24 protein-coding genes and 1 pseudogene are annotated in these 21,514 nt (G+C 70.1%); 9 read left to right on the top strand and 16 right to left on the bottom strand.

Annotation, left to right across the window (positions count from 1 at the left end):
- Positions 1-110 precede the first annotated feature (110 nt).
- Both QFZ27_RS05250 and QFZ27_RS05245 read left to right on the top strand, forming a co-directional pair.
- The gene (locus tag QFZ27_RS05250; RefSeq protein WP_429225037.1) at positions 111-1,253 is read left to right on the top strand and encodes a glycosyltransferase family 4 protein; all 1,143 of its coding nucleotides are present in this window, start codon (positions 111-113) and stop codon (positions 1,251-1,253) included.
- The gene (locus tag QFZ27_RS05245) at positions 1,241-2,197 is read left to right on the top strand and encodes an NAD-dependent epimerase/dehydratase family protein (protein ID WP_429225036.1); all 957 of its coding nucleotides are present in this window, start codon (positions 1,241-1,243) and stop codon (positions 2,195-2,197) included. Before QFZ27_RS05250 ends, QFZ27_RS05245 begins: the two co-directional genes overlap by 13 nt.
- A 22-nt stretch (positions 2,198-2,219) precedes the next feature.
- Here the strand turns inward: QFZ27_RS05245 and QFZ27_RS05240 are convergent, their stop codons facing one another.
- The 3 genes from QFZ27_RS05240 to QFZ27_RS05230 all read right to left on the bottom strand — a co-directional run bounded on the left by QFZ27_RS05240 (position 2,220) and on the right by QFZ27_RS05230 (position 5,277).
- Complete coding sequence (locus QFZ27_RS05240) at positions 2,220-3,176, bottom strand: Wzz/FepE/Etk N-terminal domain-containing protein (RefSeq protein ID WP_429225035.1); 957 nt, start codon at positions 3,174-3,176, stop codon at positions 2,220-2,222.
- Complete coding sequence (locus tag QFZ27_RS05235; protein WP_429225034.1) at positions 3,173-4,555, bottom strand: hypothetical protein; 1,383 nt, start codon at positions 4,553-4,555, stop codon at positions 3,173-3,175. The genes QFZ27_RS05240 and QFZ27_RS05235 overlap by 4 nt, the downstream gene beginning before the upstream one ends.
- A 218-nt stretch (positions 4,556-4,773) precedes the next feature.
- Positions 4,774-5,277, bottom strand: coding sequence for a DUF1178 family protein (locus QFZ27_RS05230; RefSeq protein ID WP_429225033.1), 504 nt, complete (start codon positions 5,275-5,277; stop codon positions 4,774-4,776).
- 25 nt (positions 5,278-5,302) lie between these two features.
- Between QFZ27_RS05230 and QFZ27_RS05225 the strand changes: the two genes are divergently transcribed.
- The 4 genes from QFZ27_RS05225 to QFZ27_RS05210 all read left to right on the top strand — a co-directional run bounded on the left by QFZ27_RS05225 (position 5,303) and on the right by QFZ27_RS05210 (position 8,469).
- On the top strand, positions 5,303-5,857 hold the full coding sequence (locus tag QFZ27_RS05225) for a class I SAM-dependent methyltransferase (protein ID WP_429225032.1): 555 nt from the start codon (positions 5,303-5,305) through the stop codon (positions 5,855-5,857).
- A gap of 63 nt (positions 5,858-5,920) precedes the next feature.
- The gene (locus QFZ27_RS05220) at positions 5,921-6,925 is read left to right on the top strand and encodes a Gfo/Idh/MocA family protein (protein WP_429225031.1); all 1,005 of its coding nucleotides are present in this window, start codon (positions 5,921-5,923) and stop codon (positions 6,923-6,925) included.
- Positions 6,922-7,617 carry a gamma-glutamylcyclotransferase gene (locus QFZ27_RS05215; protein WP_429225030.1) on the top strand — a complete coding sequence of 232 codons (696 nt, stop codon included), beginning with the start codon at positions 6,922-6,924 and terminating at the stop codon, positions 7,615-7,617. The genes QFZ27_RS05220 and QFZ27_RS05215 overlap by 4 nt, the downstream gene beginning before the upstream one ends.
- A 117-nt stretch (positions 7,618-7,734) precedes the next feature.
- A complete protein-coding gene (locus QFZ27_RS05210; protein ID WP_429225029.1) occupies positions 7,735-8,469 on the top strand; it encodes a hypothetical protein in 735 nt (244 codons plus the stop codon).
- A gap of 66 nt (positions 8,470-8,535) precedes the next feature.
- On the opposite strand, the gene QFZ27_RS05205 is transcribed toward QFZ27_RS05210, so the two are convergent.
- The 8 genes and pseudogenes from QFZ27_RS05205 to QFZ27_RS05170 form a co-directional block, all read right to left on the bottom strand.
- A complete protein-coding gene (locus QFZ27_RS05205; RefSeq protein ID WP_429225028.1) occupies positions 8,536-10,290 on the bottom strand; it encodes an ABC transporter ATP-binding protein in 1,755 nt (584 codons plus the stop codon).
- A gap of 273 nt (positions 10,291-10,563) precedes the next feature.
- Positions 10,564-11,238, bottom strand: a complete 675-nt coding sequence (locus tag QFZ27_RS05200; RefSeq protein ID WP_429225027.1) for a DUF2278 family protein — start codon at positions 11,236-11,238, stop codon at positions 10,564-10,566.
- 9 nt (positions 11,239-11,247) lie between these two features.
- A complete protein-coding gene (locus tag QFZ27_RS05195; RefSeq protein WP_429225026.1) occupies positions 11,248-12,099 on the bottom strand; it encodes a carbon-nitrogen hydrolase family protein in 852 nt (283 codons plus the stop codon).
- Between the two features lie 19 nt (positions 12,100-12,118).
- On the bottom strand, positions 12,119-12,388 hold the full coding sequence (grxC, locus tag QFZ27_RS05190) for a glutaredoxin 3 (RefSeq protein ID WP_429225025.1): 270 nt from the start codon (positions 12,386-12,388) through the stop codon (positions 12,119-12,121).
- A 102-nt stretch (positions 12,389-12,490) separates the two neighbouring features.
- A complete protein-coding gene (locus QFZ27_RS05185; protein WP_429225024.1) occupies positions 12,491-13,249 on the bottom strand; it encodes a double zinc ribbon domain-containing protein in 759 nt (252 codons plus the stop codon).
- Between the two features lie 9 nt (positions 13,250-13,258).
- On the bottom strand, positions 13,259-14,653 hold the full coding sequence (locus QFZ27_RS05180) for a gamma-glutamyltransferase family protein (RefSeq protein WP_429225023.1): 1,395 nt from the start codon (positions 14,651-14,653) through the stop codon (positions 13,259-13,261).
- A pseudogene (locus tag QFZ27_RS05175) lies at positions 14,586-14,795 on the bottom strand (gamma-glutamyltransferase); the annotation flags it as partial. The pseudogene QFZ27_RS05175 and the gene QFZ27_RS05180, both read right to left, overlap by 68 nt.
- A gap of 429 nt (positions 14,796-15,224) precedes the next feature.
- Positions 15,225-15,977, bottom strand: coding sequence for an SDR family NAD(P)-dependent oxidoreductase (locus QFZ27_RS05170; protein WP_429225022.1), 753 nt, complete (start codon positions 15,975-15,977; stop codon positions 15,225-15,227).
- A 98-nt stretch (positions 15,978-16,075) separates the two neighbouring features.
- On the opposite strand from QFZ27_RS05170, the gene QFZ27_RS05165 reads away from it, so the two are divergent.
- The gene (locus tag QFZ27_RS05165; RefSeq protein ID WP_429225021.1) at positions 16,076-16,984 is read left to right on the top strand and encodes a methyltransferase domain-containing protein; all 909 of its coding nucleotides are present in this window, start codon (positions 16,076-16,078) and stop codon (positions 16,982-16,984) included.
- Positions 16,985-16,990: 6 nt separating this feature from the next.
- On the opposite strand, the gene rimI is transcribed toward QFZ27_RS05165, so the two are convergent.
- Together rimI and tsaB are read right to left on the bottom strand one after the other, a co-directional pair.
- On the bottom strand, positions 16,991-17,458 hold the full coding sequence (gene rimI, locus QFZ27_RS05160) for a ribosomal protein S18-alanine N-acetyltransferase (protein ID WP_429225020.1): 468 nt from the start codon (positions 17,456-17,458) through the stop codon (positions 16,991-16,993).
- Positions 17,455-18,126: a tRNA (adenosine(37)-N6)-threonylcarbamoyltransferase complex dimerization subunit type 1 TsaB gene (tsaB, locus tag QFZ27_RS05155; protein WP_429225019.1), complete on the bottom strand. Its 672-nt coding sequence runs from the start codon at positions 18,124-18,126 to the stop codon at positions 17,455-17,457. The genes rimI and tsaB overlap by 4 nt, the downstream gene beginning before the upstream one ends.
- 215 nt (positions 18,127-18,341) lie before the next feature.
- On the opposite strand from tsaB, the gene QFZ27_RS05150 reads away from it, so the two are divergent.
- Together QFZ27_RS05150 and QFZ27_RS05145 are read left to right on the top strand one after the other, a co-directional pair.
- The gene (locus QFZ27_RS05150; RefSeq protein WP_429225018.1) at positions 18,342-18,824 is read left to right on the top strand and encodes a hypothetical protein; all 483 of its coding nucleotides are present in this window, start codon (positions 18,342-18,344) and stop codon (positions 18,822-18,824) included.
- A gap of 6 nt (positions 18,825-18,830) precedes the next feature.
- On the top strand, positions 18,831-19,106 hold the full coding sequence (locus QFZ27_RS05145) for a type II toxin-antitoxin system RelE/ParE family toxin (protein ID WP_429225017.1): 276 nt from the start codon (positions 18,831-18,833) through the stop codon (positions 19,104-19,106).
- A gap of 4 nt (positions 19,107-19,110) precedes the next feature.
- On the opposite strand, the gene QFZ27_RS05140 is transcribed toward QFZ27_RS05145, so the two are convergent.
- The 3 genes from QFZ27_RS05140 to QFZ27_RS05130 all read right to left on the bottom strand — a co-directional run bounded on the left by QFZ27_RS05140 (position 19,111) and on the right by QFZ27_RS05130 (position 21,337).
- On the bottom strand, positions 19,111-19,698 hold the full coding sequence (locus QFZ27_RS05140; protein ID WP_429225016.1) for a malonic semialdehyde reductase: 588 nt from the start codon (positions 19,696-19,698) through the stop codon (positions 19,111-19,113).
- A gap of 21 nt (positions 19,699-19,719) precedes the next feature.
- Positions 19,720-20,667: a glucosaminidase domain-containing protein gene (locus QFZ27_RS05135; protein WP_429225015.1), complete on the bottom strand. Its 948-nt coding sequence runs from the start codon at positions 20,665-20,667 to the stop codon at positions 19,720-19,722.
- 118 nt (positions 20,668-20,785) lie between these two features.
- The gene (locus tag QFZ27_RS05130; RefSeq protein ID WP_429225014.1) at positions 20,786-21,337 is read right to left on the bottom strand and encodes a NifU family protein; all 552 of its coding nucleotides are present in this window, start codon (positions 21,335-21,337) and stop codon (positions 20,786-20,788) included.
- Positions 21,338-21,514: the final 177 nt, after the last annotated feature.

The raw sequence follows: 21,514 nt of genomic DNA, 5'->3' as shown, positions 1-21,514 counted from the left end.
TGCCGTGGAATTTGTTGTTGCCGCCAGTCCGCCCTGTGCTATCTAATTCTTGTTCATGAGTTCAAAAATTTAGCACATGCTATATTGTGCGCCTTCGCTGGTGAGCAGGGATGAATATCGGGATTTTTACCGAATTGTATCCTCCGAGCATTGGCGGGCAGGAAATTCGCTTTGCCGAACTTGCGCAAGTCTTTCGGGAGCGCGGCCACAATGTCTCGGTATATTGTATCGCGCATCGGCGAGATCTGCTGGAACGGGAAACTCTGGGCGGCATTGAAGTCCATCGCTTTCCGGTGGACGAGCACTATCAACGGCCGCTATCCCGTGTATTGCCTCGAAATCCGATCACCATACTAAAATATGCAACCTGGGTGCGAAGCGTTCTCAAGACGCGCAGCTTCGACCTCAGCCTGTTCAACCAATGGCCATTGGCCCACATCGCCTTCGCGCCGCGCAGCGCCCGAAAGCGCGCCATCGTCGACTGGTGCGAGGTGCGCGACGCCCGTTTCTATCATTTCATGCAGTGGATGCTGCCGCGCCTGAGCGGGCAGAACATGGGCGTAGGCTTGGCCGTGTGCGACCACATCGGCGCCCTCTCCGGCCGGCCGGTGTTCTACCTGCCAAGCGGCATCCGCCGGTCCGCCTATCGCAGCCTGCCGGCCGCGGAGCGCCGCGACATCCTGTATCTGGGCCGCATCACCGCGCATAAGAACCTGGCCTTCCTGATCGACGCCTTCGCCCGGCTGAAGACGGCCGGTCACAACCAAGCCGGGGCGCTGGGCGGCGACGCGCTGGTGATCGCCGGGGATGGCCCCGACATGCCGGCGCTGCGCGCCCATGCGGCGGCCTCGCCGGCCGCGGGGCAGATCCGGATCCTGGGCCCGGTCAGCGAGCAGCAGAAGATCGACCTGCTGGGCGGGGCCAGGCTGCTGGCGATCCCGAGCCGGCGCGAGGGCTTTCCCCGCGTTGTCGCCGAGGCCATGGCCAGCGGCCTGCCGACAGTGACCGCGCGCTTCCCGGAGAACGGCACCAGTGACGTCGTCGACCATTACGGCTGCGGCGTCGTCACCGAGCCGGAGATCGAGGCTTTCGCCGGCGGGCTGATCAGCGCCGCCGACCGATGGGAGGAACTGTCCCGGCACGGACTTGATCGCGCCGACGAGCTGGATTGGCAGGTGCTCGCGGAAGAGATCGAGGCCCGGACCGTGGCCGGAATTTCAAAGGTTAAGGTTCAGGGTTCATGCGCATTCTGATCACGGGCGCGGCCGGGTTCATCGGCAGTCAGATCACCCGGCGCCTGGCGCGCGACGGTCACGAGATCCTGGCGGTCGACAACCTGTCCTTCGGCCGCGAGAGCTCGTTGCCCGAGGAGGCGGTGCTCAAGCGCCTCAACCTCGGCACCTGCAGCAGCGCCGAGCTCATGGAGGTGGCCGAGGAATTCCAACCGGACGGCGCCATCCATTTCGCCGCGATCCATTTCATCCCGTATTGCATGAGCCACCCGGACGAGACCTTCGCCACCAATGTCCGGGGCACCGAGCTGGTGCTGCGCGCGCTCGAGCGCACCCCGGCGCGCAAGATCGTCTTCGCCTCGACCATGGACGTCTACGCCGCGGTCGACCGGGTCCATCGCGAGACCGACCAGCCCGCCCCGGTCAACGCATACGGCCTGTCGAAGCTGCTGGGCGAGCACCTGCTGGCCTATGCCACCCGCACCAACGACCGGCTGTCCGGCGTGGCCCTGCGCTTCGCCAATGCCTTCGGCCCGGGCGAGACCAACCCGCATCTGATCCCCGACGCCCTGGCACGCATGCGCGACCGGTCGGAGCCGGAGATCCGCATGGGCTATCTCGGCGCCACCCGCGACTTCATCCACATCGCCGACATCGCCGACGCCGCCATCGCCGCGCTGTTCCAGGACACCGGCCGATTCGAGGTGTTCAACGTCGCCTCGTCGGTGCCGACGCCGGTGCGCGACGTGGTCGAGATCATCCGGCGCCTGGTCGGCGACCCCCGGCCGGTGGTCGAGGACAAGAAGCAGTTCCGCAAGTTCGACCGCCCGTCGCTGTCCGCCGACACCGGCAAGATCCGCTCGGCGCTGGGCTGGACCCCGAAATGGTCGCTCGAGGACGGGCTGCGCGACCTGGTGCAGCAGACCCTCGGAACCGAGCCCCTCCCCGTCAGTCAGATCGCTTAGTCGCGACGGTCCGGTGCCAGCCTCAGACCCGGCGCCTGCGGTCGACGCGATAGGCGAAGAAGGTGCCGAGCGCGAGGCCGAGCAGCCCGGCCACGGCTAGGATGCGGGCCTTCTTCGGTGAGGTCGGCTCCGACAGGATTTCCGGCGGCTCCAGCGCCTCGGCGGCGAAGGGCAGGTTCGGCTGGATCAGCATCAGGATCTTCTCCTGGTCCAGGATCAGACCGATCAGGGTCTGCCGATAGTCGTTGACGGTGACGTTCTGCAGCCGCCGCTGCAGGTATTCGAGCTTGCTCTGGGTCTGCTGATAGATCGCCTGCTTGATCCGATCGTCGCTGTACTGGTGCAGATAGCCCAGGGTCCGGCGCGCCACCTCGGCGTCGGTGGCGTCGAGCGACAGGGTGGTGATCGGCGAATCCCGGTCCTGCTCCTGGGTGAGGTTCTTGCGCAGGAACTCGGCGACCGCCTGGGCGCTGGTGTCGACATCGGTGTCGAGGCCGACATAGGCCTTGACCGGAGTCAGGAACGAATCCGGCTCCCAGAACTTCTTCTGGTCGTTCCAGCGCAGGCTCATCAGGCTTTCGATCAGCCCGGCATGCTCCTTCAGCGCCGTCGCCGTATTCACCGAGGTGAGCTGCTTGGAGAAGCGGTCGAAATAGGTGATCTGCTCGTTGCCGGTCAGGCTGGTGAGGGAATTGGCGATCACCGAGGAGCCGGCATTGCGCAGCAGATCGGACAGCTGCTGCGACGCCTCGGTCGGCATGATGACGAGCCGCGAGGTGTAGCGCTTCGGCGCCATCACGACCCAGGCCACGCCGAGGCCGATCGTCACCACGGTGATAAAAGCGACCAACCATTTATGACGCCAGGCCGAACCGATCAGCTCCTGGGCGATGGTTTCGGTCGGGCGCTGGCGGTCGGGCGCGATGTCGGCGGTGCTGGGCACGGGGCTGAGGCGATGATGCTCGGTGGCGAGGGTCATGCCGCGCTCGCATCCAGTTGCCGACGTGCCTCGACGGTCCGGAGCAACGTCATGAATCCATCGATCACGATCGCGACATTCTCCTCGGTCATGCTGCCGGGATCGTGGATCGGATCCCCGACCCGGCCGGGGAAGGACTGGGCGTAGAGCCAGCTCAGGAAGGCGGCCGGCTCGGCCCGGCCGTCGTGGGCGTCGCGCTGCAGCAGCCGCTCGAAGCCGGCGCGGGTCAGCGCCGACAGGTCGATCGTGCCGGGCGACATCACCGGGGCGAAGTACATCGGCGCGAAGGTCCCGGCCTTGAGGCCGAGCAGGCCGGCCTCGAGGCAGACCGTGCCGGAGGGCGACAGCACCAGCTTCGCCGCCTCCATCAGCCGGAAGGTGTCGGCATGGGGATCGGCCAGGCGGACGCCCGGAATCCGCCGCAGCTCGTCATAGTAGCGCGGCGGGCGGAAGCCGAGCGCGTTCGAGTGCTCCTTGACGTAGATCTCCCAGCCATGCGGGATCACCCGCGACAGGGCCCGGACATTCTCGATCTGGTTCGCCTTGCGGTGGACGACGACGTCGATCGACGCCTCCGGCTGCATATGCATTGTCACCAGAACGAAGGGACGCGTGCCCGGGATGCCGTCGCGCTCGAACGGCTTCTGCCAGCGGACCCGGTAGGTGTTGACGATCCGGCTGAAGCGCCAGCGCGAGCGGTGCGCCAGGGTCGGCAGGGTCTCGTCGCCGTCCGTCGCCTTGGAGAAGGTCTGCACCACGGATTCGCCGAGCCAGTGGCTGCGGAAGAACCGGATCTTGTTGTTGATGTGAAAATAATAGGGCCGGTAGGTGCGGCCGCGCAGCGCCTCGAGGATGGCGTCGGCGGCCTCGCGGTCCGACCGGTCGGGCTTGCGGACCTCATAGATCCCGGTCTGGCTGTGGTCGGTGAAGAAGCCGAAGCGGTCGGACGGCACCCGCACCGTGGCCGGGACGAAATAGCCCCGTCCCTGAGCCTTGCACAGCAGTCTCGTGGCCAGCTCGAAGGCCCAGGTCTGCTCGCCGAACGCGGCCCGGATGTCATGGGCCTGCAGGAAGCGCGAAATTTCCCGGGCGGCCACGGCCAGATAGGCCTTGCCATAGGGCCGCTTGCACAGCTCCCGGTCCATCAGCACGACTTCGTTGGCGGCCAGACCGCCGGTCTCGAGCTCGGTCAGCCCGGGATCGTCCGGGTCCGGCGGCGGCGCCGCGCGCCATTCATCCTTGAAATCGGCGAGGCAGAGGATCCGATCGCGGCGCCAGCCTTTCTGAATCAGCGCGTCCGCCCACCGCCGGCTGGCCGCGATCCAGAAGACCCCGACCCCGTTCCGCTCGAGGCCGCGCCCGATCCTTTCGAAGAACATCGTCCGGTAATTGTTGGACAAAAGACATATATTCATTAGCCCGCGCCATAGAATCAGGGGCACGCCGTGGAGACGCGACGGCGTGAACCGACGGCTCCCAGCATACATCCCACTAACCCGTAAGGAGAGGTGGTGACAAGCGCGACGCACGGAACGCGAGAAGAAATCGCCGTTCCGGTCAAATGATGGTGATGGCGGGGCTGCCCGTCCGGCGCCGATCAGGAATCGGTGCGCGACACCCAGGGAATACGGGCGACGCCGATGCCTTCTTCCTCGAGCTCGCGCGCCTCGGCCTCGGTCGCCTCGCCGTAAATGTCGCGGTGCCCGGTTTCTTCATGGTGGATCTTGCGCGCTTCCTCGGCGAAACGGTCGCCGACATACTCGCAGTTTTCCTCGATCCGGCGGCGCAGGCCCTCCAGCTCGCGGCGGGCCTCGGCCATGGTGGTGTGGGTCCGATTCCCGTCTTCCGGCGAGCGCTTGGCCGCCGACCGCTTGGCGATCGCCGGCGCCATCAATGCCTTCTCGACCGAGCCGCTGCCGCAGATCGGGCAATTGACCTCGCCCGCAGCGACCTGCGTGTCATAGGTGTCGCTGTTGCGGAACCAGGCCTCGAAGCCGTGGCCGCCCTCACATCGCAATTCGTACAGGATCATCGCATTCCATGCTCCGCTTTTGTCATACGATGGTCCGTCACGGGCCGCAAAGAAAATGACGCCACACATCCCACCGATGCCGCATATCCCCCCTGTGTCCGCATGGGTCGCGCGCTTCGCGCCGCTGGTGCCGAAGAGCGCGCCGGTGCTCGACCTCGCCTGCGGCAGCGGCCGCCATCTGCGGCATTTCCGGGCCTGCGGCCATGCCGTGGCCGGTGTCGACATCGAGCTGCAGGGCGTGGCGGATCTGGCCGGCACGGAGGGGGTCGAGATCGTGCAGGCCGACATCGAGGCCGGGCCCTGGCCTTTCGCCGGGCGCCGCTTCGCCGGCATCGTCGTCGCCAACTACCTGCACCGGCCGCTGCTGCCGGTGATCGTCGAAGCGCTGGCCCCGGGCGGGGTGCTGATCTACGAGACCTTCGCCCAGGGCAACCAGCGCTTCGGCCGCCCGTCCACCCCCGCCTATCTACTGAAGGCGGGAGAGCTGCTGGAGGCGGTGGCCGGACGGCTGCAGGTGGTGGCCTATGAGCATGGCGAGGTCGCCTCTCCCCGCGCCGGGGTGGTGCAGCGGCTCTGCGCCGTCGCCGACCGGACGCCGGTGCCGGCGCTGGACGGGTCGCCCGAACCGCATCCCCTGCCCGCGCCCTGAACGCTCCTCATCATCTGGCGGAGCGGCTACGATCGCCGGAATTTGCAGTCGAAGGAGACAGGCGTGGCCGAAGGAACGATCGTCTGGGGCGTGCTGGGCGCCGCCAAGATCAACGACAAGGTCGTCCCGCCGATGACCACGGCCCGGCACTGCCGGGTCAAGGCGATCGCCTCGCGCTCGGCGGAGAAATCCGCGGCTGCGGCGGCGAAATACGGGCTGCCTGTGGCCTATGACAGCTACGAGGCGCTGCTGGCCGACCCGGAGATCGACGCGGTCTACATCCCGCTGCCGAACCACCTGCATGTCGAATGGACCATCAAGGCCGCCGAGGCGGGCAAGCATGTGCTGTGCGAGAAGCCGATCGGGCTGAACGCCGAGGAGGCGCGGCGGCTGATCACGGCGCGCGACAAGACCGGCCGGCGCATCCAGGAAGCCTTCATGGTGCGCACCCATCCGCAATGGATGAAGGTGCGGGAGCTGGTGCAGGAGGGCGCGATCGGCGAGCTGCGGGCGGTGACCGGCGCCTTCACCTACCGCAACATCGACCCCAACAACATCCGCAACAAGGCCGATATCGGCGGCGGCGGCCTCTTGGACATCGGCTGCTATCCGATCACCACCTCGCGCTTCGTCACCGGGCGGGAGCCGCGGCGGGTGGTGTCGCTGCTGGACCGCGATCCGGTGTTCAAGGTCGACCGGCTGGGCAGCGTCCTGCTGGACTTTGACGGGATCCAGGCCAGCTTCGTCTACTCGACCCAGCTGCCCGGCTACCAGCGCATGCAGTTCCTGGGCACCAAGGGACGGATCGAGGTGGAGATCCCGTTCAACGCCCCCAGCGACCGGCCCTGCCGCCTCCTCCTGGACGACGGGTCCAGCCTGTTCGGCGACGGCATCAAGCCGATCGAGGTCCTGGCCTGCGACCAGTACGGCGTCGCCGCCGCGGCCTTCGCCGAGGCGATCCTGAAGGGCGGCGAGCAGCCGGTGCCGCTGGAGAACACGCTGGCCAACATGCTGGTGATCGACGCGGTCTTCCGCTCCGCCCACACCGGCCGGTGGGAGACGCCGTGAGCGAAGTGCCGACGGTCGCCGAGCCGACCGCCATCACCCGCGAATCGCTGAAGGACGGCGTGCTGCAGCGCATGATCGCGGCCGCCGACCCGGCGGCGGAGATCCTGTCCTTCGAGGCGCTGGCCGAATCGCGCCGGGCGATCCTGGCGACGGAGCCGGCCGCTGGCGGCGACGTCTGGGTGTTCGGCTACGGCTCGCTGATCTGGAACCCGGCCTTCCACTTCGTCGAGCGGCGCACCGGGCTGATCCATGGCTGGCACCGCCGCTTCTGCCTGTGGACGGAGCTCGGCCGCGGCACGCCCGACCGGCCGGGCCTGGTGCTGGGCCTGGACCGCGGCGGCACCTGCCGCGGCGTGGTGTTCCGCATCGCCGCCGCGGCGGTGGAGGAGGAGCTTGACCTGATCTGGCGCCGCGAGATGGTGACCGCGTCCTACACCCCGCGCTGGGTCACGGCGGCGACGCCGGACGGCCCGGTGCGGGCGATCGCCTTCACCATCAACCGCACCCAGCCGCGCTATGCCGGCCGGCTGAGCGAGGAGGAGACGGCGCAGGTGCTGGCCCGGGCCTGCGGCCAGCTCGGCAGCTGCCAGGAGTATTTCCGCTCGACCCTCGACCATCTGGTGGCGCTGGGCATCCGCGACCACGGGCTGGAGGCGCTGCGGCGCCGGATCGCGGCGATCGGGCTGGGCTGAGCCGGTGGCTCCGCAGGAGTCCTTCTGCAGATATCGGGAATTTTCCTCGGCTCCCGATCGTCCTGGGTTGTGAGACGGGTGGTTCAGGCCATCCGCACCATCATCCTGGAGATCTCCATGCGCTATTCCTCTCGCGCGACGCTTCCCTTCGCCGTGGCCCTCGGTCTGCTCTACGCGTCCGGTGCGACGGCGGCGACGTGGACCATGGCCGGCCCGTCGGACACGAACCCGATGCTGATCACCGTCAAGGACGGGAATGGCGGCGGGCACGGCGGCGGCAATGGTGGGGGGAACGGCGGCGGCGGCGGCAATGGGGGCGGGAACAGCGACGGCGGGAATGCCGGCGGCAATGGTGGCGGAAAGAGCGATGCCGGCGACAGCCGCGGCAAGAGCGCCGACCGAGGCTCCGTCGACCGGGCATCGGGTGCACCGGCCGACACCAGTCTCGACGACGACACCGATGTCGCCGTGAGCGGCCCGGGCCGAGCGCGGCAACTCGATGACGGAACATTCCGGAATCACGGCGCCCGCGTTTCCACCTCGGTCGCACTGTCCAAGGAGCTGGGCTACGGCGCGCGTGTCGGCGCCATGCAGGGCAATTTCGGCACGCCGCAGGAAACCGGCATCCGGGCCCTGGAGGATCGGATCGCGGCGCTCGAGGCCGACCCGACCACCGATCCGCGCGTCATCGACGCCCTGGAGGCCGAGTTGGCCGAGCGGACCGCGGCGGTGAAGCCCGGCACCGGCCCGACCGGGGGCTGGGAGTCGACCAATCTGGATGTCGACGGCGACGGCGTGGTCGACGAGCACGATCTCTCCCTCGCCCGGCAGGGCTTCCGCCCGTTCGACTGAACGCGGCGGCAGGCTCGATCTGCAGCGGATCGGGGCGCGACGGCATCGTCGCGCCCCGATGCCGTTCTAGAAGCTGGCCTGCACCCGGTAGAGGCCGGCATAGGCGCCGCCGGCGGCCAGCAGCTGCTCATGCGTGCCCTGCTCGGCGATGCCCTGGTCGGTCAGGACCAGGATCCGGTCGGCGTGGCGCACCGTCGACAGCCGGTGGGCGATCACCAGCGTCGTGCGGTCCCGCGCCAGGTCCAGCAGCGCTTCCTGCACCGCCCGCTCGCTCTCATTGTCGAGCGCGCTGGTGGCCTCGTCGAAGATCAGCACCGCCGGGTCCTTCAGGAAGGCCCGGGCGATGGTCAGGCGCTGCTTCTGGCCGCCGGACAGCTTGACGCCGCGCTGGCCGACATCGGTGTCGTAGCCGTCCGGCAGCGCCATGATGAAGTCATGCGCATTGGCCGCCCGGGCCGCCGCGACGATCTCTTCCTCGGTCGCGTCCGGCCGGCCGTAGCGCAGGTTCTCCGCGACGGTCCCGGCGAACAGGTAGACGTCCTGCTGCACCACGCCGACGGCCCGCCGCAGCGACGCCAGGGTGACGTCGCGGATGTCGGTGCCGTCGATCAGGATCCGGCCCTCCGTCGCCTCGTAGAACCGTGGGATCAGGGCGCAGAGCGTGCTCTTACCGCCGCCCGAGGCGCCGACCAGGGCGACGAACTCGCCGGGCCGGATGTCGAGCGACAGGTCGCGGAACACCAGCGGCCGGTCATCCTCGTAGCGGAAGCCGACGTCCCGGAAGCTGATCGCACCGCGCGGCCGGGCAAGCTCGACCGCGCCGGGCCGGTCGCGGATGTCGGGATCGACCTCCAGGATCTCCATCATCCGGCTGAAGCCGGTGTAGCCCTCCTGCCAGAGCCGGGCGAAGTTCGCCAGCCGCTTCACCGGGTCGACCAGCGCCGCGACGCAGAGCAGGAAGGTCAGCATGTCGGCGACGGCGAGCTGCCCCTCGGCGACCCGGACCGCGCCGGCGACGATGATGATCACCGTGATCAGCTGCGGAAACGTCTCCGTCCCCATCGAGAAGAAGGCCTCGCTGCGATAGCCGGCGCGGCGGCTGTCCAGGAAGGCGGCGTTCTGCGCCTCGAAGCGGCGGGTCTCCACCGCCTCATTGGCGAAGGACTGCACCACCCGGATGCCGGCGAGCGAATCCTCCACCCGCTCATTGACCGCGGCGATCCGCTCGCGGCTGAGCAGCAGCGCCCGGTTCATGCGGCGGTTGAAGTGCAGCGCATAGGCGACGGCGAAGGGCAGCACCGCCAGGATCATCAGCGCCAGCGGCAGGTCGAGCCAGGCCAGGATGGCGATCGCCCCGGCGAATTTCAACACCGCGATCGCCAGGTCCTCCGGCCCGTGATGGTAGAGTTCGCCGAGGGAGAACAGGTCGTTGGTGATCCGGCTCATCAACTGGCCGGTGCGCTGGCGGTCGTAGAAGCCGAAGGACAGCTTCTGCAGATGCTCGAACAGCTCGCGGCGCAGGGCGCTTTCCATCTTCGCGCCCATGACATGGCCCTGGTAGTCGACGAACAGGTTGCCGAGCGCCTGCAGCAGGACCACGGCGAGCATCGCCGCGCCCAGGGTATAGACCTCGTCGAGCGCCCCGGGCACGTCGTCCAGGCCGGTGAGCCGCTTGGTGACGATGTTGGCGCCGAGCGGCAGTATCAGCGCCGTGGCCGAGACCACGACGGCGCAGAATAGGTCGGCCGCCAGCAATGGGAGATGCGGCCGGTAGGCGGACAGGAACTTGCGCAGCCGCGCCCAGGCCACGGCGCGCGGCACGTCGCGTGAGGTCGGCGGAGAGGCAGGCTGGAAGTTGGAAGCGTCGACCGCGGCAGCCGGGCTGCGCGGCGGGAGAGCGAGGCGGCTAGGTGCGGCGTCTCGAGGCGCCGGCGACCTCCGAATTCGGGACAACATGAAGCATCATGTCCTTGCGAGGGGCGGGAACTCCTTTCTGCTGGGACATGAACGTCGTCATCTTGCTCTCCTTGGACCGGTCGGCGGCGCACCATACGGCAGCCGCGGCCGTCAGGCAACCCGGCGGGCCACCGAGCGTCAGGCCTGCATCCGCCGCCGCCGGGCCTGCGCCGGCTGGCGGGGGTGGCCGGTGGCGTCGTCGGTCTGCCAGGACTGGGACTGGAACTTCAGGAACAGCGCCGCCCAGCGGCCCTGCGGGAAGGCGATCAGCAGGGCACCATCCTGGCCGACGCCGTTGTCGCCGCGGAACCGCTCCTCCGGGCTGCCCTGGTTCATGTGGATGTTGTGCATGCCGCGCGACGGGGCGAAGCCGAAGCCGTGATCGGCCACCGGGTCCGGCCCGAACGGCTCGCCGAAGGCATAGAGCATAGCGTCCGGCTCATGGATCGCCCGGGCGACGATGCGGTCGATCTTCTCGTTCAGGTCGTTGTCCGGTCCCGGCCGCGTGGCCGGCAGCGGCCGCATGTGGGAGCGGTCGAACAGCCCGTCGCGGACATAGTCCAGCCCCTGCCCCTTGGGGATCGCGGTCAGGCCCGGGGCCAGCGCCGCCAGCCGCGCGGTCACCGCATGGTCGAAATCGGGGTCGAGCACGTATTCCACCAGCGACGGCCAGGCCGAGCCCTGGACGTTGACCGCCACCCGGTGGTCGCGGCCGCCGTCGTCGACGCGAATATGGTAGTGGGTCGACCGCTCGGCGGCGAGGCGGCGGTCGGTCGGGCGCCCCTTCAGCACCACATAGCGCTCGAGCGCCATGCTTCCGGGCTATTCCCCGGCCGCGCGCAGCGGCGGGCCGGGCGGGGCGACGCGGCGATCGTGGCGCAGCGCCGGCACGGCGTCGCGCGCCTCCACCACCCGCGCCAGGTCGATCTCGGCGGTCACGAAGCCGACCTCCTCGCCGGCATCGGCCAGGATCTCGCCCCAGGGCGCCACGATCAGCGAGTGGCCATAGGTCTGGCGGCCCTTGTCATGGGTGCCGGTCTGGGCCGGGGCGATGACGAAGCTTCCGGTCTCGATCGCCCGGGCGCGCAGCAGCACGTGCCAATGGGCCTGGCCGGTCTTGCGTGTGAAGGCGGCTGGCACACTGAGGATGTCGGCGCCAGCCTGGGCCAGGGCCCGGTGCAGATAGGCGAAGCGCAGGTCGTAGCAGACGGTCATTCCGAGCACGCCGCCGGTGGGCAGCGGCGCCAGCACGGCCTGATCGCCCGGCCCGAAGGTGGCGCTCTCGCGGTAGCGCTCGCCGCCGGCCAGGTCGACGTCGAACATGTGGATCTTGTCGTAGCGCGCCAGGATCTCGCCTGAGGGTGCGAACAGGTAGGAGCGGTTGGCGGCCTTGCCGTCCGGGAGGCCGATCGAGAGCGACCCGATCAGCAGCGTCGTTTCGGTCTCGCGCGCCAACTCGGCGAAGTAAGGCAGGCCGGGGTGCCGCTCCTCCGGCAGGGCGCGCGCGAGCACGGCCTCACGGCCCTGGACCATGAAGCCGGTGTTCTCGGGCGTGGCGATCAGCGTCGCCCCGGCGTCGCGGGCCCGCCGGATCAGCGCCCCCGCATCCTGCAGATTCGGCTTGATCTCGGTGCCGACATTGAGCTGGACGCAGGCGGCGGTGAAGCGGGTCATCCTTCGCCTCGAAGCGAGATCAGGCCGGCGCGGATTCGGCCAGCAGCGGGTCGAGCCTGCCGGCACGCTCCAGCGCCTGGAGGTCGTCATTGCCGCCGACATGGGTGGCGCCGATGAAGATCTGCGGCACGGTGTTGCGGCCGTTGGCGCGCTGCCGCATCTCCTCCCGCCGCGACGGCTCGGCCACCACATCGATCTCCTCGAAGCTCACGCCCTTCTGGGTCAGCAGCTTCTTGGCCATATAGCAGTAAGGGCAGAACGGGCTGGAATAGACGATGACGGACGGCATGCGGATCCTCCGAAGAGTCCATCGAATATGAGGTCATTCACCTGACGATGCCAGGGGTCTGCGTTCGACGAATGGCGCCCATGTCCTGAGCGCGCCTCAGCGTCACGGAGGCGGAACCCGGGCCAGGGTGACGACGTCGACGCCGGCGGCACCCTTGCGCCGCAGCGCCCGGGCGCATTCGTCGATGGTGGCGCCGGTGGTCAGCACGTCGTCGACCAGCAGGACGCGCCTTCCTTCGACCAGCCCTTCACGGCCCGGCCGCACGGCGAAGGCGCCGGCGACGTTGCGCCGCCGCGCACGGCGGTCCTGACCGCCCTGGCTGGGCGTCGGCCGGCGCCGTACCAGCAGGTCAGTCGTCACCGGCCGGCCGGCTTCGCGGCCGAGCGCCAGCGCCAGCAGCGCCGCCTGGTTGTAGCGCCGGCGCAGCAGGCGCCAGCGGTGCAGCGGCACCGGCGCGATCACGTCGGCCTCGGCCAGGAACGGCGCCGCCGCCCGCTGCAGCATGCGGCCGAAGGCGGGCGCCGCATGGGTCTGGTCGCCATGCTTGAAGGCCAGGACAAGCTTGCGGCTGAGATCGTCGTAGAGGAAGGCGGCGCGTGCCCGGTCCCACAGCGGCGGAAAGGCGAGGCAGTTGGCGCAGACCGGGTCGTCGCCGGCCCCTTCCGCCGCGCCATGGTCGAAGGGCAGGCCGCAGCGCCGGCATTGCGGCGGGCCGAGGAAGGCGAGCTGCCCCCAACAGGCGGCGCACAGCGCCCCCGGCGCCACGATCTCGGCGCCGCAGGACAGGCAGCGCTGCGGCAGCACGGCATCGAGCAGGGCGGTGCCGGCGCGGCCGAGCCAGGGGGTGAGTGCCGCACGCACCACAGCCGGCTACCGGCCGATGGCGACGCCCCCGCGCCGCGGATCGGAGCCGCCGACCAACCCGTCCGGGCCGATCTGGATGCCCTGCAGCCCGCTGGGCTGCTCCATCACCACCACATCGTGACCGCGCGCCGCCAGGGCGTCCTGCAGCCCCTCGACGGCCGTTCCCGCCTCCAGCTCGGTCCGGCCGTTGAGATTGACGACATGGCCCAGATCAATCGCCTGCTGCACGTCCAGCCCCCAATCCAGCACGCCGATGATAGCCTGGGCGACATAGGGGATGATACGGGCGCCGCCGGGCGACCCGATCACCAGCACCGGCCGGCCGGCGCGGTTCAGCACGATGGTCGGCGCCATCGAGCTGCGCGGCCGCTTGCCGGGCTCGACCCGGTTCGCCACCGAGTGGCCGCCGGCAAAGGGCACGAAGGAGAAGTCGGCCAGCCCGTTGTTGAGCAGGAAGCCGCGCACCATCAGATGCGAGCCGAAGGCGCCCTCGATCGAGCTGGTCAGCGACACGACGCTGCCATCGGCGTCGACGATCGAGACATGGCTGGTGTTGGACGGCTCGGCCGCGGAATTGACACTGCGCTCCTGCCCCACGCGCCGCGGCGGGTTGCCCGGCGGCACCGGCACGGGTGCCGCCCGGTCGGCCAGGATCATCCGGGCCCGCGCCGTCGTGTAGCCGCTGTCGATCAGGCTCGTTGTCGGGACCAGGATGAAATCCGGATCCGCGACATAGCGGTCGCGATCGGCCATGGCCAGCTTGCCGGCCTCGGCGAACAGGTGCCAGGCATCGCCCGCGCCGGGGTCGATCGTGGGCATCTTCACGTGCTCGAGCATGCCGAGGATCTGGCCGATCCCGATGCCGCCGGCGCTCGGCGGCCCCATGCCGCAGACCCGCCAGGCACGGTAGGGGACGCAGACGGGCTGGCGTTCGACCACCCGGTAGACCTCCAGGTCGATCGGCGCAAGCCGGCCGGCATTGCCGGATGCGCCCCGGGCCGCGGCGACGATGTCGGCGCCGATCGGGCCGAGATAGAAGGGCGCGTCGCCGTTGCTCAGGATGAAGCGCAAAGTGTCGGCGAAGGCCAGGTTGCGCAGGGTCTCGCCGGCTTGCAGCGTCCGGCCGCCGGGGAAGAAATAGTCGCGCGCCCGGGGATCCCGTTTCAGCCGCTCCGCTGCGTCGCCGGTCAGCAGGCCGGCCAGCTGGGGCGACAGGGTGAAGCCCTTCTCGGCCAGGTCGATCGCCGGCCGGAACAGCCGCGGCCAGCGGCAGCCTGCCCCAGCGCTTGTGTGCCTCGAGCAGCAGCCGCAGCGTGCCCGGCGCGCCGACCGAGCGGCCGCCGGCGGTCGCGGCGGCAAACGACATCGGCTGGCCGTCCGGCCCGAGGAACATGCTGCCATCGGCATCCCGCGGCGCCGTCTCCAGCCCGTCGAGCGAGGTCAGCCGGCCCGACCGCCCGTCGAAATGCAGCAGCAGCGCCCCGCCGCCGATGCCGCCCGACTGCGGCTCGACCAGATTGAGCACCAGCTGCACCGCGATCATGGCGTCGATCGCGGTGCCGTTCTCCGCCAGCACGTCGTAGCCGGCCCTGGCCGCCACCGGATCGCCGGCAGCCACCATGAACTGCTTGGCGCGGACGGCGGGTTCGTCGGCGCGGACGGGGGCAGCCTGGCTCGCGACGGTGGGGGTCGTGCCGGCCGGCGGCGGCGAGTCCGCCCGAACGGCGGGTTCGGCGGGGCGGCTGGCCGCATCCTGGTTCGCGACGACAGGGGGGCCGCCGGCTGGCGGCGCCGGGTCCGGCCAGATCGCGTCGGAGACCGCGAACAGCAGGCCGGCGCCGACCGCGCCGCATAGAAGCAAGGCCCCCCAGCCGGTCCGCCGCATTCTCGCCCTCACAAATCACATCAAATATGCATAAGCGAGTATTCCACGACTGCGGCCCATTCCCAATCCCCCGTCTGGGGCAGCCGGTCAGGTCAGGCTGAGGCCACCATCCAGCATCACGATCTCGCCGGTCACGTAGTCCGAGCGGATCAGGCCGAAGACCACCTCCGCCACATCGGCCGGCTGTGCCGGACGCCGCATCGGCGCCGTGGTGGCCCAGAGCTGCTGCGCCTCGGTCCAGCTGGCGGTCATCGGCGTGTCGACCAGCCCGGGGGCGACGGCGTTGACCCGGATCGCCGGCGCCAGCGACTTGGCCAGCAGGCGGGTGACGTGGTGCAGCGCCGCCTTGGAGGCGGCATAGGGCACCGAGGCGCCGCGTGGTCGGGCCCCGGCATGGGAGCCGATATTGACCACCGCCGCCGGCCGCCCCCGCGCCGCCGCCGACTGCCGCAACGCGGCCTCGGCCTCGGCCACCAGCAGCCAAGGTGCGATGACGTTGACCTGGTGCAGCCGGCGCCAGAGGTCGGGCGTCGCCCCTTTGAGGTCGGAATGCGGCACCGTGGCAGTGATGCCGGCGCTGTTGACCAGCGCGTCGATCCGCCCGTGCCGCGCCAGCACCGCCCGGACCAGGGCCGGCGGGCCGTCATCGGTCGCCAGGTCGGTGGCGGTGTAGCCGGCGCCGCCGCCGAGCTCGGCCGCCAGCGCCTCGCCGGCCGCGACCGAAGCGCGGGAATGCAGGGCTATAATCCAACCCTCGGCCACCAACCGCCGGGCCACCGCCGCGCCGATCCCCGAGGTCGATCCCGTCACCAGCGCCACCGGCCGGTCGGATGCGGTCATGATCCGTCTCCTCGCTCGTCCTTCCCTCCGGGCTACAGGACGGCGCTGCGACGGTCGAGTCCTCGCCGAGCACAGGCGCTGCCCCTATAGTGCGCGCCATGACGCAGTCCGACGAGATGATGGTGTTCGACCGGGCGCTGGTGCGCCGGCGGCGCGACCGCGCGGCGCCGGGCCTGGCCGGGCACAATTTCCTGTTCGAGCATGTGGCGGCGATGCTGGCCGACCGGCTGCTCGACATCACCCATTGCTTCCCGGTGGCGCTGGACCTCGGCTGCCATGACGGCGCCGTGGCCCGGGCGCTGGCGGACAGCGGCCGGATCGATACGCTGGTCCAGGCCGACCTGTCCCCGGCCCTGGCCCGCCTGGCGGCCGCGAACGGCCGGCCGACGCTGGCCTGCGACGAGGAGCTGCTGCCCTTCGGCGAGGGCACGCTGGACCTGGTGCTGAGCAACCTGTCGCTGCACTGGGTCAACGACCTGCCGGGCGCGCTGCTGCAGATCCGACGGGCGCTGCGGCCGGACGGGCTGTTCCTGGCGGCGATGCTGGGCGCCGGCACGCTGGCCGAGCTGCGCACCGCCCTGGTCGAGGCCGAGACCGAGCTGATCGGCGGCGCCAGCGCACGCCTGTCGCCCTTCGCCGACCTGCGCGACGCCGCCGGCCTGCTGCAGCGCGCCGGCTTCGCCCTGCCAGTGGCCGACGCGGAGACAGTGACGGTCAGCTACGACAACGCCTTCCGCCTGTTCGCCGACCTGCGCGGCATGGGCGAGACCAATGCCGGGCTGAACCGCAACCCGGCGCCGCCGCCACGGGCGTTCTGGCCGACCGTCGCCGCCCGCTACGCCGAGCGCTTCGCCGAGCCGGACGGCCGCATCCCGGCCAACTTCGAGGTGCTGTTCCTGGCCGGCTGGGCCCCGCATGACAGCCAGCAGAAGCCCCGCCCCCGCGGCAGCGCCACCCGCTCCCTGGCCGAGGCCCTGGGCACGGTCGAGCGGCCGGTGCGGCAGTAGGGCCTCTTAGCCCACGTCGCCCAGCGCCCGCCTCATGACGATGGCGTCGACCGCGGCAGCACCGACCTTGTGGTAGTAGCCTTTGCGGAGGCCCGCCTCGTGGAAGCCGGCGCCGCGGTAGAGCCCCAGCGCCGCCATATTGTCGGTCGCCACCTCGAGGAACAGCATCGCGGCACCGGCTGCCGTGCAGCGCTCCATCAGAGCGTCAAGCAGCAGGCGCCCGCCGCCCCGGCGCCGCCGGTCCGGCAGCAGCGCGATCGACAGCAGCTCGCCCTCACCCGCCGCCACCCGGCCGAGGGCGTAGCCGACCGGCTCGCCGGCGTCATCCAGGGCGATCAGTGCGAACACACCGGGGCCGGCCAACAGCTGCGCCAGCTGGTCCGGCGCCCAGGCCTCGCCGAAGGCGGATTCGTACAGGGCCGACAGCACCGCGGCCTCGGCCGGGCCGGCTTCGACGATGCGCAACGCGGTCACGGCTTCGGCGCTCGGTCCGCCAATGGCACCGCGTCGGGCGGGCGGACGTAGAGCGGCGGCGGCGGGCCCTCGCGCGCTTGATCCGCGCGCTCCTCGGCCAGCCGGGCCACGGTGGCCGGGTCGATCGCGGCGGGGCCGGCCTGGCGGACATCCGGCCGGCCAGCCAGCGCCGGCAGCACCAGGTGGGCGCCATCGCCGGCGAGGGTCAGGGGCCCGGACGGGACCAGCGCGACGAGATCGGCGGCCTGCAGACACAGCGGCTCGCCCAGCGGGGTGCCGGCGGCATCGAACAGCCGGGCGAAAGGCTCGGTCCGCCGCCCGTCCAGCGCCACCAGAATGTTGCCTGAGGCGACCCGGCCGAGATCGGCCAGCACGGCATCGAAGCTGGGGATGCCGACGATCTTCCTGCCGGCACCGAGCGCCAGCCCGCCGACCGCGGCCAGCCCGACGCGAAGCCCGGTGAAGGAGCCGGGGCCGGTGGTGACGCCGAACAGGTCGATCTCGCCGGGCGCGACCGCGGCCTCGGCCAGCACCTCCAGCACCAGCGGCATCAGCCGCACGGCATGGCCCTGGGCCATCGGCTCGGTCCGCGCCGAGACCACGTGTCCGTCGCGCCGCACCGCCACGCCGCAACCGGCGCCGGCCGCATCGAGGCCGAGCACGATCATGCGCCGGCTCCCGTGCCGCGTATGGGTGCGGCCGGTCTATCGCGCGTTGCTGTCTTCGAATCCATCATGGTGCTCGTAGATTCCTGGCGACCCGCCGAGCACACCATCTACCGCCCGACGGCCATGCTCACCACTCCGAACGGCGAAGAGCTGGACGGCCTTGCAGATTTATTAGATAATTCTGCGTTAGATTTCTAATCTGAGGAAAACCAGCCATGGGAAGCACCGCGATCCTGCCCGACATCGTCGATGGAAAGACGGCGGAACGCCTCGCCGAGGGCCAGGTTATCCAGGCCGCGACCATCCTGGGGCGGCCGGGCGGCTGGGCCGTCCGCATCCGCTATGGCAGCACGGAGCGCGTGATCGCGGCACAACGAACGCAGCATCCGCGTCTGTGGCGCAACCTGAACACCGCCGCCGCCTATGTCCGGGACACGCTCGGCATGGCCCGCTTCGACGTCGATGCAACGGCACACGATCCCGGCGCGGTCAACCGAAGCCGCCCCGACACGGCGGAGCGGCAGCGGCGCGCCCATGAGGCGGCCGAGCATGACCGCTGGTTCCGTGCCGAAGTACAGAAGACCCTGGACGGGATCGCAGACGGCTCGGTCCGATTGATCGAGGAGGAAGAGTGGCGGCGTATCGCCGAAGCCAAGCGGGCCGAGCTGCTGCGATCCATCGCCAAGCGGCCGAGCTGAGCTGGAATGCGGCTGCATCGCAGCGACGATTATCGTGCCGATCTCGCCGGCATCGCCGAACACATCGCCCAGAGCAATCCGACCGCAGCGTTGGCGATGTGGGATACCATCGAAAGGAGGGTCGAACGGCTGGTCGACCATCCCCGATCCGGGCGCCCTGGCCGCGTCCCTGAGACCCGCGAATTGGTGGTCGCCGGCACGCTTTACATCGTCGTCTACCGTATCGGCCGTAGCGTGGAATTGCTGCGCATCCTGCACGGTGCCCGCCGGTGGCCGCCCTGAGGGCTCACACGATCCGGCAGGCTTCCTCGAAGGCCAGGCGCGGGCGGCGGGGGAATTCCTTGCTGCGGTCGACATAGCCGATATCGACCAGGAGGCTGGAGCGCCAGCGGGTGCCGGAGAGGAAGGCGGCATCGACCTTGCCGCGGTCGAACTCGCCCACCAGCCAGCAGCCGAGGCCGAGGCCGCGCGCCGCCATGATCAGATAGGCGGCCTGCATCGCCGCGTCGCGATGCGCCGTCTCCTGCGCCAGCTCGGGCCGGGCAGCGAAGCGGATCGCCGTCTCCGGCTCGTCCGGCAGCAGCCTCGGCAGATGCTCGTGAAAGGCCGAGTCATAGGCCACGATCGCGGTCACCGGCGCCTGCAGCGTCGCGCCCAGCACCTCGTGGTCGACCGAGGGACGCAGCGCCGCCTTGCCCTCCTCCGAGGTGACGAAGACGATTCGCGCCGGACAGGAATTGGCGCTGGTCGGCCCCCGCTTCATCAGGTCGTAGACCGCGCGGAGCGTCGCCTCCGGGATCGCCTCGTCGAGGAAGGCGCACCGGTTGCGCGCCTCCCGGAACAGCGTGTCGAGCGCGATCTTGTCGAGCGCCATGGCCATTTGCCGCAGAAAGTCTCAGCTCGCGGCAGGTAAGCTCATCGCGCGATCCGCGGCAAGCCGCGCGGAATCGAGCTCGACGAGATCGTTCCCACGGATCATGGCTCGAACATCGCGGATATAGGCGCTCCTGCGCGTCGAATAGCGCATGAGGGTCGACGCCAGATCATAGCCGTCAAGCTCCAGCCGCGCAGCTCGAAGCTCGGCGCGGCGGGCGCGGAAGCCGGCATAGGCCGGGTGGGTGTTGAGGTTGCGGATATAGGAGGCGACGCCGTCGATCAGCCGGTCGAAGGCGGCGTAGCGCGCCGCCGATCCCGCGGTCTGGCCGAACAGGGCGTTGCGCCGCTGGGCGCTGTAGGAGGTGCCCCAGCCCGATTCGACCGCGGCCTGGGCCAGGGCGAGGGAGGGCGGCACCACGTCGACCCGCAGCAGCAGCGCGTCGATGTCGCCGTCGGCCACCTCGTAGCGCTCGCTCAGCTCGGCCAGCCAGGCCCGCGAGTCCGCGGAGGGCGCCAGGCCGAGATGCTGCAGCCCCTGCAGCGCCAGCAACCGGTCGCGGTCGTGGCGGATATCCTCGTTGACCCGCAGCACCAGCGGCAGCAGGGCGTTGAAGAACACGTCCTTGCGCAGATCGGTCGAACCGAGCCGGCGCAGATCGCCCGGCATCGCCTCGACCAGCAGGCGCGGCACCTCGGCCCCGCCGTCCCGCACATCGGCCAGGGCGTAGTCGGCGCTGTCGAAGATCTCGCTGAGCTTGCCGGCGCTGTCGACCTTGAGGACGAGGTCCGAGGTCTTGTCGATCGGCGGCACCGCCGAGGCCGGCAGGGCCAGCTCTTGCGGCGGCAGGTCGGCGACCTGAATCTCGGGTTGACCGGTGGGGGCCGCCGGCTCAGCCAGGGCGGCAAGGGGCACGATCAGCAAAAGGCCGGCCAAGGCGGCGGCCGGTCGAAACACACGGAACTGCATGGACCTCGTTCTTGGTTGCGCCCGGGCCAGCGACCCCGGGCGCCCCGCCTATCGGCACGACCGGGTCCGCGGACGCCTCTACAATCAGAGGCGCCGCCGGGGGGAGCGCAGCCCGCCGTCAGGCGACGGCGCGCACCTCCGTCACTTCGGGGATGTAGTGGCGCAGCATGTTCTCGATGCCGGCCTTCAGCGTCATGGTCGAGCTGGGGCAACCGGAGCAGGAGCCCTGCATGTGCAGGTACACCACGCCCTGGTCGTAGCCCTGGAAGATGATGTCGCCCCCGTCCTGGGCCACGGCGGGCCGGACGCGGGTGTCGATCAGCTCCCGGATCTGGGCTTCGATCTCGGAGTCCTCGCCCGACTGGGCGCCCTCCGCCGCCGTCTCGGCCAGGATGACCGGCCGGCCTGCGGTGAAATGCTCCATGATCACGCCCAGGATCGAAGGCTTCAGCACGTACCAGTCGAGGGTGTCGGCCTTGCTCACGGTCACGAAATCGGTGCCGAGAAACACGCCGGTGACCCCCTCGATCTCGAACAGGCGCTGCGCCAGGGGCGACCGCGCCGCCGTATCCGGCGACGGGAAGTTGGCGGTGCCCGCATCCATCACCGCGCGGCCCGGCAGAAACTTCAGGCTCGCCGGGTTGGGTGTCTGCTCGGTCTGGATGAACATGGACACGGTTCCTTCGATATGCCCGGCCTCGGGGCCGGACGCCGGCAGGGTGAAGACCACGGCCCGGAAGATCAAGACGAAACCTGGCGCCACAGAGTCGCACGCCAATCGCCGCTGACCGTCCCGGACCGGTTACTTGCGCAACCTCACCGTCCCGACGAGGTCGGATAGGGGACG

Source organism: Inquilinus ginsengisoli (genome assembly GCF_050434925.1).
Classification (GTDB): Bacteria; Pseudomonadota; Alphaproteobacteria; order DSM-16000; family Inquilinaceae; genus Inquilinus; species Inquilinus ginsengisoli_B.
This window is presented reverse-complemented; position numbering and strand designations above follow the sequence as displayed.

Coding starts and splice junctions, on each gene's coding strand:
- QFZ27_RS05165 (WP_429225021.1), top strand. CDS start 16,076: ATGACGCAGTCCGACGAGATGATGGTGTTCGACCGGGCGCTGGTGCGC.
- QFZ27_RS05130 (WP_429225014.1), bottom strand. CDS start 21,337: ATGTTCATCCAGACCGAGCAGACACCCAACCCGGCGAGCCTGAAGTTT.
- QFZ27_RS05230 (WP_429225033.1), bottom strand. CDS start 5,277: ATGTGTGGCGTCATTTTCTTTGCGGCCCGTGACGGACCATCGTATGAC.
- QFZ27_RS05200 (WP_429225027.1), bottom strand. CDS start 11,238: ATGGCGCTCGAGCGCTATGTGGTGCTGAAGGGGCGCCCGACCGACCGC.
- QFZ27_RS05245 (WP_429225036.1), top strand. CDS start 1,241: ATGCGCATTCTGATCACGGGCGCGGCCGGGTTCATCGGCAGTCAGATC.
- QFZ27_RS05140 (WP_429225016.1), bottom strand. CDS start 19,698: ATGGCGCTCGACAAGATCGCGCTCGACACGCTGTTCCGGGAGGCGCGC.
- QFZ27_RS05135 (WP_429225015.1), bottom strand. CDS start 20,667: ATGCAGTTCCGTGTGTTTCGACCGGCCGCCGCCTTGGCCGGCCTTTTG.
- QFZ27_RS05145 (WP_429225017.1), top strand. CDS start 18,831: ATGCGGCTGCATCGCAGCGACGATTATCGTGCCGATCTCGCCGGCATC.
- QFZ27_RS05195 (WP_429225026.1), bottom strand. CDS start 12,099: ATGACCCGCTTCACCGCCGCCTGCGTCCAGCTCAATGTCGGCACCGAG.
- QFZ27_RS05170 (WP_429225022.1), bottom strand. CDS start 15,977: ATGACCGCATCCGACCGGCCGGTGGCGCTGGTGACGGGATCGACCTCG.
- QFZ27_RS05210 (WP_429225029.1), top strand. CDS start 7,735: ATGCGCTATTCCTCTCGCGCGACGCTTCCCTTCGCCGTGGCCCTCGGT.
- QFZ27_RS05180 (WP_429225023.1), bottom strand. CDS start 14,653: ATGGCAGCATGTTCCTCGGGCCGGACGGCCAGCCGATGTCGTTTGCCG.
- QFZ27_RS05240 (WP_429225035.1), bottom strand. CDS start 3,176: ATGACCCTCGCCACCGAGCATCATCGCCTCAGCCCCGTGCCCAGCACC.
- grxC (WP_429225025.1), bottom strand. CDS start 12,388: ATGCCGTCCGTCATCGTCTATTCCAGCCCGTTCTGCCCTTACTGCTAT.
- QFZ27_RS05250 (WP_429225037.1), top strand. CDS start 111: ATGAATATCGGGATTTTTACCGAATTGTATCCTCCGAGCATTGGCGGG.
- QFZ27_RS05235 (WP_429225034.1), bottom strand. CDS start 4,555: ATGTTCTTCGAAAGGATCGGGCGCGGCCTCGAGCGGAACGGGGTCGGG.
- QFZ27_RS05150 (WP_429225018.1), top strand. CDS start 18,342: ATGGGAAGCACCGCGATCCTGCCCGACATCGTCGATGGAAAGACGGCG.
- tsaB (WP_429225019.1), bottom strand. CDS start 18,126: ATGATCGTGCTCGGCCTCGATGCGGCCGGCGCCGGTTGCGGCGTGGCG.